Below are 11,293 nucleotides of genomic sequence, written 5' to 3'. Positions count from 1 at the left end.
GGTTTCCGATGGGGGAGTTGCACGAAGCTTGCCAAGCACTCCAAGCGATGCAGTGCTCCAATTTAGGTCGTCCTGCCTCTGATGCATCGGACAGGCTGCACTCCAGGATTCTCTGGAATACATGGTCTCTGGTGGAAGGCGGGGAGGAAGAGTTGAGGGCACGCTATGTTCTTCGGCGCCAGAGCCTAGATGGTGCGTTGATGATGCGCAGCGATGAGTTCAGTGCATATCGGCGGGGATTGCGATCACTATCACTGAGGCGGCGCAAGCACCTTGCCCTGCAGCACCCCCAACTTGAGGCGGTGCTTAAGTGGCCCTTTGCAGCCCTCAGCCATCGAGAGTGGGATATGAGGACAGTTGTTGGCTGGAATCGCCTATTTACATCCAGCGCCGGGCTGCTCGGGGTGCGCTATTCATTCCCAGGCGACACGGCCAGCACTGATGAGAACCGCTTGCCGGTGATGGCATATGACCTGGATGGCCTGTATCAACGAGGTGACATCTATGGCTTTCTCATGCTCGCCTGCGCGTATCGCCTGTTCCACTTGCAGCGGTTGGCTGATCGCCAGTGGTATGCGGCAAGCCACATGATACGAGCACTATCTGGAGCATGCAGAGATCCCAGAGTGCGTCCATACGCTCATGAGTTGATCACACAGACGAAGCAACTTCTTCGCCTGCTGCCGGACACGAGCTTTCCAATTCACGTGAATGACGACGTGATCTGGGATCAGATCCGGAACGACGTCCACGAGCCCTCGTACTTGATGAGGCGGGCTGCTGAAAGGCGTGGCGTTCACATCCCAGAGCCTGTGAGCCCAATCATCTCCTACCGATACCAAAAGTGTGCCCCTCATCAACAGCCTTTGCTGTTCGCGCGTAACGGGTAGTCTTCTGATCCGACCAGGCCAAAGATCTGCGGCCGGGGGGCGGGGCCGGGAGGTTGGCAGTATCCGCGATCGCCTTCTATTTGAAAGATACCCTCTGGCAATGGGCTATAGGCTGATCCAAATCCAGCTTTCTAAACGCGCCCATCGCTGCAGCGTTCACCACGGAGGGAGCCTTGCTCCCGCAAATCCAGCGCATTGCCTGCATCAATTGGCCGTGGCTAAACACGACCAACTGCTCATGCGCGGAATAGGATTTAAGAATGCGCAGCGATCGCGCAGCGCGGGCAACTAGCTGGGCAAATGACTCGGCACCAGGTCCATCCACATAGTTTGGATCGCAACGGGACCAGTAGTCCTCTACCCACTGCTTGCGGTCTGCTGCCGAGGTGCCCACGCACCGCTCAGGCGACAGATAAGTGAACTCGTGAACCCCCAGGGGCGCAACGACCATCTTGAAGCGTTCGGCGAGTGGTTGTGATGTCTGCCTAGCCCGGAGGAATGGTGAGGTAAAGATGCGGTCAGGCGCAGCCGACCAGGTCATTGCCAATGCGCGAGCCTGCTCCTCCCCTGCGGCAGTAAGGGCAATGGATTCGGGATCGGCGGTTGCAAATCCCGCATTAGCCATGCTTTGCGCATGCCTAACTACCACTAGCATCTTCCCTCTCCCCCTGTTCTGTTTGTCTTCTGGGCAGGTGCCTGCCGCCCGTCTCGGATGCACCCTGACTCCGACGCATAGGCCCTTCTAAGGCAGTACCTAGTGCTGTTAGGCCGCCTCGCATTGTCGCAATGGTCCTGGACCATTGTCTGCTGCGGCGGGCTACGCTCGTTTGCCTCGCACCACACAATCTTTGCCACTCAATGGGGGGCAAAGCATGGTCCAAACCCTCACAGGCTGCACAGACTTTGGGGTTCCGGTGGGCACCTACTTTGGTGATGGGATCAGCGCCCCGCCGGGCTACAGCTTCATGCTGAGGCCGACGAAGACGGTGCGGCCGGGAGCAGGCGAGAACATCGGCCGGGCACTGTCCCAGAAGAAGCTGTCGTACCACGCGTAGGCGTACTCGCGTCCGGTGACGTTCTTCAGCTGCAGGTCCACGCTCCAGCGCGGATTGATCCGGTACGCGGCAGTAAGGTCGAGCACGGCGAAGCCGCCGAACCTGCCGGCCACGTTGCGCTCTTCCAGGTAGTAGTCGCCCTGCGCGCGCGCCTGCAGGCCCAGCCGCAGTGCCTGGCTGGCCTGGTAGTCCACGCCCAGGTTGCTGATGTGGCGCGGGGTGGCGGCCACTTCGCGGCCCTGCAGGGACACGCCGGGGGCGCGGTTGTCGCGGGTGATCTTCGCTTCCTGGTACGCATGCGAGGCCCACACCGTCCAGTCGTCGCCCACCTGCAGGCTCAACTGCGCGTCCACGCCACGGCGGCGGGTCTTGCCCAGGGTGACGGTGGTGCCGGTGGCCGGCATGTTGGACACCTCGTTCTCCGCATCCTGCTGCCATATCGCCAGGCGGGCCTGGGCGCCGTCAAAGGGCTGGAACTTCAGGCCCAGCTCCATGCCGGTGTTGGTGGAAGGGCGCATCGGCGTCTGCCCGGGCGTGAGATAGGCCGGCGCGGTGGCGCCGGTCAGCACCTGGAACGTGCGGCCCCAGTTCGCGTAGACGTGGGTGGTGTCGCCCAGGCTGTGGATGACGCTCAGCTTGGGCTGGCCGATGGTGCCGTAGTCCTGCAGCCGCCCGCGGGTGCCATCCATCAACCGCGTGCGACCATTGAAGCGGTCCACGCGATAGGCCGGCACGATCTTCCAGGCGGCGGCTGGCTGATAGATGGCCTGCAGATAAGCGCCCACGTTGTCGAAGCTGTGGCGGTCGTCGTTCTGCACGCGGGCCGGCGGGCGGGTGAAATCGGTGGGTTCGGCGTAGGCATACCGCTCGCGGATGTAACCGTTGTCCTGCTGCTCGTAGTTCAACCCGCCCTCCACCGTCAGCGTGGCTGCGGGCTGCCAGGTAAGCGTGGTGAGCAGGCCGGCCTGGCGCTCGTCCCACAGCCGCCGCTGGCGCGGCAGGTTGCCGGTGGGCAGGTCGCTGAAGGTCACGCGCCGATCGTCCTGGTAACGGTTGTAGTACAGCCGGGTGCCGAGAACGAGCGCGTCGGACAGCTTCAGGTCCAGATGCGCAGCGAACTGGCGCATGTCGCGGTCGTCGCCGTCATGGGCGTTGCGCAGGTCGCTGCCACGGCGGTGCGTGCGCAGTTCCTCGGCCGTCATGAAGCCGGGCTCGTCCGCCTCGTGGTGATAGGCGCGCGCGGTCAGGCCCACGCGCAGGCCATCGTCCAGTGAACCGTAGAACCACTTGCCACCCAGCGAGTACTTCCTGGAGGTGTCGTGCTCGCGATAACCGTCGCTGGCCTGGGTGCCGATGAAGTAGTTCTGCGCGAATCCGTTGGATTCGCGGCCCACCGCCAGCTGCGCATCGCGCGTGTTGTAGCTGCCATAGGCCAGCCGCGCATCGGTGTAACTGCCGCCCTGGCGGGTGCCGAAGTTCACGTTGCCGCCGATGTTGTGCAGCCCATAACGCGGATCGTTGGTCCCGCGCACCACCTCGATGTAGCTGATTTCCAGCGGGAACAGCATGTCGATGAAGCGCTGGTTGCCGCTGTTGACGTTGCTCGGGATGCCATCGATCAGGGTCTTGATGGCATTGAGGTAACCCTCGCCATTGAAGGCGCGGAAGCTGACCTTGCCCGACTCGGCACCCTGGCGTGTTTCGGTCAGCTGGATGCCGGGCATCTGCCCCAGCAGTTCCCAGCTGTGGGACACGGTGCGGTCTTCAATCTGGTCTGCGCCCAGAACGTCAACGGAGGTGAGTACCTGGTGCGCGCTGAGGGCGCCTTCCCGGTGCTGGTGGACATCGACCTTGCCCAGGGTGAGCGCCGCGTCGGCTGACTGCGCCAATGCGTCAGGGGCAAGGGGAGCCGCCGCCAGGGCGGCCAGCAGCGTGGGGGTCTTCATGGGGAAGGAGATGGAGTGCCAAAAATGAAACTTTATAACATTTCAGTTCTGGCAGCCATCGGGGACGCCGGTTTGCCGGGCGTCAGGCAGACGGATACCCGGTCGCTTCCCTGGCCTTCTTCCACGCGATTTCAAATTCGCGCGCGCTGATCTCATCGTCGGAATCGAAATCCAGGAACGAGACGGGCTGGTCGGCCAGCATGAAACGGTCATCGCTCTGGCCGTTTTCATCGGCCCATACCAGCTTGGAGCCGTAGATCTCCACCTGGCGGACGATCCTGTCGCCCCGTGCTTCCATCAGCACGTTGCCCTTGCCGAGGCCCGATTCGGCCCAGTGCTTGTAGTACTTCTTTGCGTTCTTCATTGCCGGAGTCCTGGCTGTGGAGGCAGCCGGAGAGTTCAGAGGGCGGCATTATCGCCCAGCGGGCACCGCAGGGGCCGTGCGATGACCTGCCATTCGCCCGTCGATCACGGCAGAAGGCCCCGGCTCACCGCCGGGGCCCTGCACTCACTTCTGCTGCAGGAAGGCCAGCAGGTCCTGGTTGACCTTGTCCTTGTGGGTTTCGGTCAGGCCATGCGGCGCACCCGGGTAGACGATCAGGCGGGCGCCCTTGATCAGCTTGGCCGACATGCGGCCGGCAACGTCGATCGGCACGATCTGATCGTCATCACCGTGGATCACCAGCGTCGGCACGTCGAACTTCTTCAGGTCCTGGCGGAAATCGGTTGCCGAGAATGCGGCGATCGAATCGTAGGTGTTCTTGTGCCCGCCCAGCATGCCCTGCGCCCACCAGGCGTCGATCATGGCCTGCGAAACCTTCGCGCCCGGGCGGTTGAAGCCATAGAACGGGCCGGAGGGAATGTCGCGGTACAGCTGCGAGCGGTTTTCCAGCTGCGCCTTGCGCAGGCCATCGAACACTTCGATCGGTACGCCGCCGGGGTTGTCGGCGGTCTTGAGCATGAGCGGCGGCACCGAGCTGATCAGCACGGCCTTCTTCACCCGGCCGGTACCATGGCGGCCGATGTAGCGCGCCACTTCGCCCCCCCGGTGGAGAAGCCCACCAGCGTCACGTCATGCAGATCCAGCGTGTTGATCACCGTGGCCAGGTCATCGGCATAGTGGTCCATGTCGTTGCCTTCCCACGGCTGGCTGGAGCGTCCATGACCGCGGCGGTCATGCGCGATCACGCGGTAGCCATGGTCGGCCAGGAAGATCATCTGCGATTCCCAGCTGTCCGAGTCCAGCGGCCAGCCGTGGCTGAAGGTGACCACCGGGCCATCCTTCGGACCCCAGTCCTTGTAGTAGAGCTGCACGCCATCGGCGGTGGTGAGGGTGCTGGCGGTACGGGCGACGGCGGTGACGGCGGTGGAGGGCGCCGCTTGCGCAGCCTGGGCGGACAGGCCGGCCTGCAGGGACAGAGCCAGGGCAGTGGCGGCCAGGGTGCGGGTGACGGTGTTCATGGTGGAATCTCCTGCGAAGTGAGTGGGTTTCGACAGGTCCACTTTGCGCCCCTTTCCGGGACTGTTTGCTACGTAAAGTCCTTAAAATTTGACCATTCGTCCGCCAATCCCCATGGCCCGCGACCGCTACCTCGCGCGGGCATCGCCGCGGCCCGGTCTGCGGTCAGCGGTCAGCGGTCAGCGGTCAGCGGTCAGCGGTCAGCGGGCCGGCAGCGTCACGCCCTTCGGCCACAGCATCCACAGGCTGCCCTGCTGCTTCATGTCGCCGGCCAGCTTCCCAGCGGCATCACCGGTGCCCCAGTACAGGTCGGCGCGGACTTCGCCGGCAATGGCGCCACCGGTATCCTGCGCGGCCACCGGGCGTACCAGCGGCGTACCGTCCGGACGGGTGGTCGACAGCCACAGCAGGCTCCCCAGCGGTACCACGGTGCGATCCACGGCAACGCTGTAGCCGGCAGTCAGCGGTACGTTCAACGAACCGCGCGGGCCTTCCGGGCTGTCGGCGCTGCGCACGAAGAACACGTAGCTGGGATTGCTGCGCAGCAGCTCCGGAACACGCGCGGGATTGGCCTTCGCCCACGTGCGGATGGCGTCCATGGTGACGTCTTCCTTGCGCAGCTCGCCCTGCTCCACCAGCCAGCGGCCGATGGCGCGGTAGGGATGGCCGTTCTGCTCGGCGTAGGCCAGCCGCACCTGCGTGCCATCGGCCAGGCGCACCCGGCCCGAGCCCTGGATCTGCAGCAGCTGCAGGTCCATCGGATCGGTCAGCCAGGCCAGTACCGGCGCCTTGGCACCCTTGCCGGCGATGGTGCCTGCGTCGTCATAGGGCTTGAGTACCTTGCCGTCCAGGCGGCCGCGCAGGCGCTTGCCCTTCAGTTCGGGGTAGACGCTGTCCAGCTGCACCACGATCAGATCATCGGGGGTGCCATAGACCGGCACTGTTGCCGTGTCCGTGCGGCTGAGGCTGCCGGGATAGATCGGCTCGTAGTAGCCGGTGATCAGGCCTTCGGCCTGCTGGCCACCCGCACGCAGCGCATACACGTCCAGATCACGCTGCAGGAACTGGCGGATGGCGGCCGGGTCCTTGTCTGAAACCGCAGCGGCTGTGGCGCAGGGTCTGGCCCAGACCGCATCGTTCTTCAGGCGGGTGCAGCTGCTGCGCCAGGCGACGAAGCCGGCCTGCAGGTCGCTGTCCGAGACCGGTGGCAGCGCACTCCATTCAACCCTGGCGTAGGTGGCCGCAGCGGGCGTGGCAGCGGCAGGCGTGCCTGGGCGGGTGCCGGTGGTGGAACACGCGGCGAGCAGGGCTGCACCGAGCAGGAGGAGCAGTGCGCGCGGCAACGACTTAACAGTGATCATGGTCGCAATGTAGTGGGGCGGGTGCTGGCCCGGCAACCTCATGCAGGTGCAGCGCCGGCCCATGCCCGGCGGACAGCGGATCCCGCACTGTGCGCTCGCCGGGCATGGCCCGGCGCTACCGGCATTCCGACCCGGCGCTGGCGGTCACGGCGTCTGCAGCAGCAGCGAGTACAGGATGCGCGCGTCTTCCGCATCCAGCGTCTTCGGCAGATCATCGCTGCCACGGAATCGACGGTGGAACGCAGCCACCGCCGCGTCCCGATCCTCCAGCGGGTAACCGAAGCGGGCCAGCGCATTCCAGGCATCGAAGCCTTCCGGTGCGGGACCATCGCTGGCACGCGGCCACACGCCGAAGCCGGCCTCTGCCAGCTGCTGCCACGGGAAGAAGCGGCTGGGATCCTGCTTGCGCGTCGGCGCCAGGTCGGCGTGACCGATGACCTGCCGCGGCGGAATGTCCAGGCGCGCGGTGAGGTCGCGCAGCAGCACGATCAACGATTCGATCTGCGCCGCGCTGAAGGGTGTGCGGCCGTTGTTGTCCAGCTCGATGCCGATGGACGCCGAGTTGAGATCGGTGATGGTGCCCCATCGGCCCGTGCCGGCATGCCAGGCACGACGTTGATCGCTCACCAGCTGGTAGCGATGGCCATCGGCGCCGATCAGGTAATGCGCGCTGACCCGGCCGCCACTGTTGGCGGTGCGCAGCGTGCGCAGGCTCTGCTGCACCGAATCCTGTTCGGTGTGGTGGATGACGATGATGACCGGACCCCGCGCGTTGTGGTTCGGCGAGGGCACCCAGGTCGCGAGCGGATTGCGCGGCTCCGGCGGAGCGGACGCACAGGCGGCCAGCAGCAGGCAGGCCGAGAGCAGCAGGGACGTGCGGATCGGGTGCATGCCCCTGATTGTGCGCGATCGGGATGGATCGTGCATGGAGGCGCACGCGGCGCGTGGCCGGTGCCCTGACGGACGCAGCCGGGCATGGCCCGGCTGCACAGCGTGCGGGCGGCCCTTCCGGACCGCCCGCCCCTGCATCAGGCCTCGTACGCGGATTCGCCGTGCGAGGTGACGTCCAGGCCGGTACGTTCGGCCTCTTCGGTCACGCGCAGGCCGACCACCACCTTCACCAGCAGCAGGATGACCGCGGTCACCACGGCGGACCAGACCACCGTCAGGCCGACGCTGACCACCTGCACCCACACCTGGTGGCCGATATCCAGATCGGCCTTGGTGCCGCCCAGCGACTGCGCACTGAACACACCGGTGAGGATCGCGCCGACGATGCCGCCGACGCCGTGCACGCCGAACACGTCGGCCGTGTCATCCACCTTCAGCAGGCGCTTGAGACCGGTGACGCCCCACACGCAGACGGTGCCGGCGACGAAACCAATGACGATGGCCCCCAGCGGCCCGACCGTGCCGCACGCGGGCGTGATGCCGACCAGGCCGGCCACCGCGCCGGAGGCCGCACCCAGCGCCGACGGCTTGCCCTTGCCGATGGCTTCCACCAGCGTCCAGCCCAGCACTGCGGCGGCGGTGGCCAGCACGGTGTTGAGGAAGGCCAGCGATGCCACGGTATCGGCCGCGGCGGCGGAGCCGGCGTTGAAGCCGAACCAGCCCACCCACAGCAGCATCGCGCCGATGTAGGTGAACGGTACGTTGTGCGGCTTCAGCGCGGTCTGGCCGTAGCCGAGGCGCTTGCCGACGAACCACGCGGCGACCAGGCCGGCAACGCCGGCGTTGATGTGCACCACGGTACCGCCAGCGAAGTCGATCGCGCCCAGCTCACCCAGGTAGCCACCGCCCCAGACGATATGCGCCATCGGGATGTAGCTGAAGGTGAACCACAATGCCGAGAACAGCAGCACCGCACGGAACTTGATGCGCTCGGCGAAGGCACCGACGATCAGCGCGGTGGTGATGCCGGCGAAAGTCGACTGGAAGGCGACGAACAGATAATCCGGCAGGCCCGCGATCGGCGTGTTGCCCACCGAGTCGGGCGTGAAGCCCTTCAGGAACGCGAACTCGGTGAATGAACCGAAGAACGGATTGCCGGCGCTGAACACCGCGCTGTAGCCGTAGGACACCCACAGCAGCAGCACCAGCGAGAACACCACCAGGATCTGGCTCAGCACGGACAGCACGTTCTTCGAACGCACCAGGCCGCCGTAGAACAGGGCCAGCCCCGGCACCACCATCAACAGCACCAGCAGGGTGGAGGTCAGCATCCAGGCGACGTCGCCGTGATCGAAGGCCGGGGCCGCAGCCTCGGCAGCCGCGGGAGCGGCGGCGGCCGGTGCCTGCAGCGGCTCGACCGCTACCGGTTCACTGCTCAACGGTGTCACCTGGGCCTGGGCGTGGGCGTTGCCCGGCCAGACGCCCGCGGCCAGCGCGCTGAGCAGCATCAGCAGGCACACGAGATGGAACCGGGCTTGCCACCCGGTAAGAAGGCGCATCTTCATTGGGGGAGTCTCCGGAAGGGGGTTACAGCGCGTCTGCACCGATTTCGCCGGTGCGGATGCGGATGACCTGTTCGACGGCGGTGACGAAGATCTTGCCGTCACCGATCTTGCCGGTACCTGCCGACGATTGGATCGCCTCGATCACCGCATCGGCGCGCTCGTCGGTGACCACGGTTTCGATCTTGATCTTGGGCAGGAAATCGACGACGTACTCTGCGCCGCGGTACAGCTCGGTATGGCCCTTCTGGCGGCCGAAGCCTTTCACTTCGGTCACGGTGATGCCCGACACGCCAGCATCGGAGAGGGCCTCGCGGACCTCGTCGAGCTTGAACGGTCGGATGATGGCGGAGATCAGTTTCATGCGCATGTCCCGATGGTGGATGGGGCCAGCGCGCCAACGCGCGATGGCATCAGGCAACCACGGGCCATCACATCGATGGCCGTGGCTGTTGCACCGGACACGAACGGGGCCGGGACGGTCGTGCCTCTCTCCTTGCACGACCGACGCGGGAGGGAGGGCGGCCCATGTCGCGTATCCGGTCTCTCTTGCCCCTGGATCAACGGACCCACGGTCCGCTCTACCACGGTGGGCCGGAGCCCACCCTGCGGCTCCCCAGCCGCAAAGATCGGAGGCGATGGCGGCGGGTGGGAGGGGGAAGCCCGCCGCCATCGCCGCCCGGTCAACTGGCGTAGTACAGCTGGTATTCCAGCGGGTGGGTCGCCGCGCGGAACTTGGTCACTTCCTGCATCTTCAGGGCGATGTAGCCGTCGATGAAGTCATCGCTCATCACGCCGCCGGCCTTCAGGAACTCACGGTCCTTGTCCAGCGCTTCCAGCGCCTGGTCCAGCGAGGAGCAGACCTGCGGAATCAGCTTCTCTTCTTCCGGCGGCAGGTCGTACAGGTCCTTGTCGCTCGGTGCGCCCGGGTCGATCTGGTTCTTGATGCCGTCCAGGCCGGCCATCATCAGCGCGGTGAAGGTCAGGTAGCCGGACTGGATCGGATCGGGGAAGCGCATTTCGATGCGGCGTGCCTTCGGGTTGGAGACCCACGGAATGCGGCACGACGCCGAACGGTTGCGCGCCGAATAGGCCAGCATCACCGGTGCTTCGAAGCCCGGCACCAGGCGCTTGTAGCTGTTGGTGCCCGAGTTGGCGAAGGCATTGATGGCGCGGGCATGCTTGAAGATGCCGCCGATGTACCACAGCGCCAGCTGGCTCAGGCCGCCGTAACCGTCGCCGGAAAACAGGTTGGCGCCGCCCTTGGACAGCGACTGGTGCACGTGCATGCCGCTGCCGTTGTCGCCGACGATCGGCTTGGGCATGAAGGTGACGGTCTTGCCGTTGCGGTGCGCGACGTTCTTGATGACGTACTTCATGCGCAGCAGCTCATCGGCCTTCTGCACCAGGGTGCTGAACTTGGTGCCGATCTCGCACTGGCCGGCGGTGGCCACCTCGTGGTGCTGCACTTCCACTTCGATGCCGACCTGTTCCAGCGTCTTGCACATTTCCGCACGCAGGTCGTGCAGGGTGTCGGTCGGCGGCACCGGGAAGTAGCCGCCCTTCACGCCCGGGCGGTAGCCGCTGTTGGCGCCGTCGTACTTCGCGCCGCTGTTCCAGGCGGCTTCTTCCGAGTCGACCTTGAAGAAGGTGTTGCCCATTTCATTGGCGAAACGGACCGAGTCGAAGATGAAGAATTCCGGCTCCGGGCCGAAGAACGCCGATTCGGCGATGCCCGAGGACTTCAGGTAGGCCTCGGCACGCTTGGCGATGCCGCGCGGGCAGCGGCCGTAGGCCTGCATGGTGGCCGGATCGAGGATGTCGCAGCTGATCACCAGAGTGGGATCGGCGTAGAACGGATCGACATAGGCGCTGGACGGATCCGGCAGCAGGACCATGTCCGATTCGTTGATGCCCTTCCAGCCGGCGATCGAGCTGCCATCGAACATCTTGCCTTCTTCGAACAGCGACGCTTCGACGATGCTGACCGGGAAGGTGACATGCTGTTCGACACCGCGCATGTCGACAAAGCGCAGATCGACGAACTCGATCTGGTTGTCCTTGATCAGCTTCTCAACGTTTTCCACGGACATCGGTACGACCTCGGATGGGAATGAATGCCTGCTGAG

General features: G+C 65.3%; 8 protein-coding genes and 1 pseudogene. All 9 read right to left on the bottom strand.

The window, feature by feature from the left end; all coding sequences use genetic code 11:
• Nucleotides 1-966: 966 nt before the first annotated feature.
• Nucleotides 967-1,545 (bottom strand): histidine phosphatase family protein, encoded by a 579-nt coding sequence (locus ACZK08_RS00630; RefSeq protein ID WP_005407557.1) that lies wholly within the window; start codon nucleotides 1,543-1,545, stop codon nucleotides 967-969.
• A 300-nt stretch (nucleotides 1,546-1,845) separates the two neighbouring features.
• A complete protein-coding gene (locus ACZK08_RS00625; protein WP_065182071.1) occupies nucleotides 1,846-3,891 on the bottom strand; it encodes a TonB-dependent receptor in 2,046 nt (681 codons plus the stop codon).
• An 82-nt stretch (nucleotides 3,892-3,973) separates the two neighbouring features.
• Nucleotides 3,974-4,255, bottom strand: coding sequence for a hypothetical protein (locus ACZK08_RS00620; protein ID WP_053520269.1), 282 nt, complete (start codon nucleotides 4,253-4,255; stop codon nucleotides 3,974-3,976).
• A gap of 144 nt (nucleotides 4,256-4,399) precedes the next feature.
• Nucleotides 4,400-5,352 (bottom strand): annotated as a pseudogene (locus ACZK08_RS00615) (alpha/beta fold hydrolase).
• Nucleotides 5,353-5,550: 198 nt separating this feature from the next.
• Entirely contained in the window at nucleotides 5,551-6,711 is a 1,161-nt protein-coding gene (mltA, locus tag ACZK08_RS00610; RefSeq protein ID WP_065182164.1) for a murein transglycosylase A, read from the bottom strand.
• 144 nt (nucleotides 6,712-6,855) lie between these two features.
• Nucleotides 6,856-7,602 (bottom strand): N-acetylmuramoyl-L-alanine amidase, encoded by a 747-nt coding sequence (locus tag ACZK08_RS00605; protein WP_065182073.1) that lies wholly within the window; start codon nucleotides 7,600-7,602, stop codon nucleotides 6,856-6,858.
• 137 nt (nucleotides 7,603-7,739) lie between these two features.
• Nucleotides 7,740-9,167, bottom strand: coding sequence for an ammonium transporter (gene amt / locus ACZK08_RS00600; protein WP_053520267.1), 1,428 nt, complete (start codon nucleotides 9,165-9,167; stop codon nucleotides 7,740-7,742).
• Nucleotides 9,168-9,189: 22 nt separating this feature from the next.
• On the bottom strand, nucleotides 9,190-9,528 hold the full coding sequence (locus ACZK08_RS00595; protein WP_004134334.1) for a P-II family nitrogen regulator: 339 nt from the start codon (nucleotides 9,526-9,528) through the stop codon (nucleotides 9,190-9,192).
• Between the two features lie 319 nt (nucleotides 9,529-9,847).
• Entirely contained in the window at nucleotides 9,848-11,257 is a 1,410-nt protein-coding gene (gene glnA / locus ACZK08_RS00590) for a type I glutamate--ammonia ligase (protein ID WP_053520266.1), read from the bottom strand.
• Between the last annotated feature and the right edge of the window lie 36 nt (nucleotides 11,258-11,293).

The sequence above is a fragment of the Stenotrophomonas sp. 112478_Sma genome (assembly GCF_056479905.1).
Note: the sequence above shows the minus strand (reverse complement) of the source record. Positions and strands in the feature narration are given on the sequence as shown.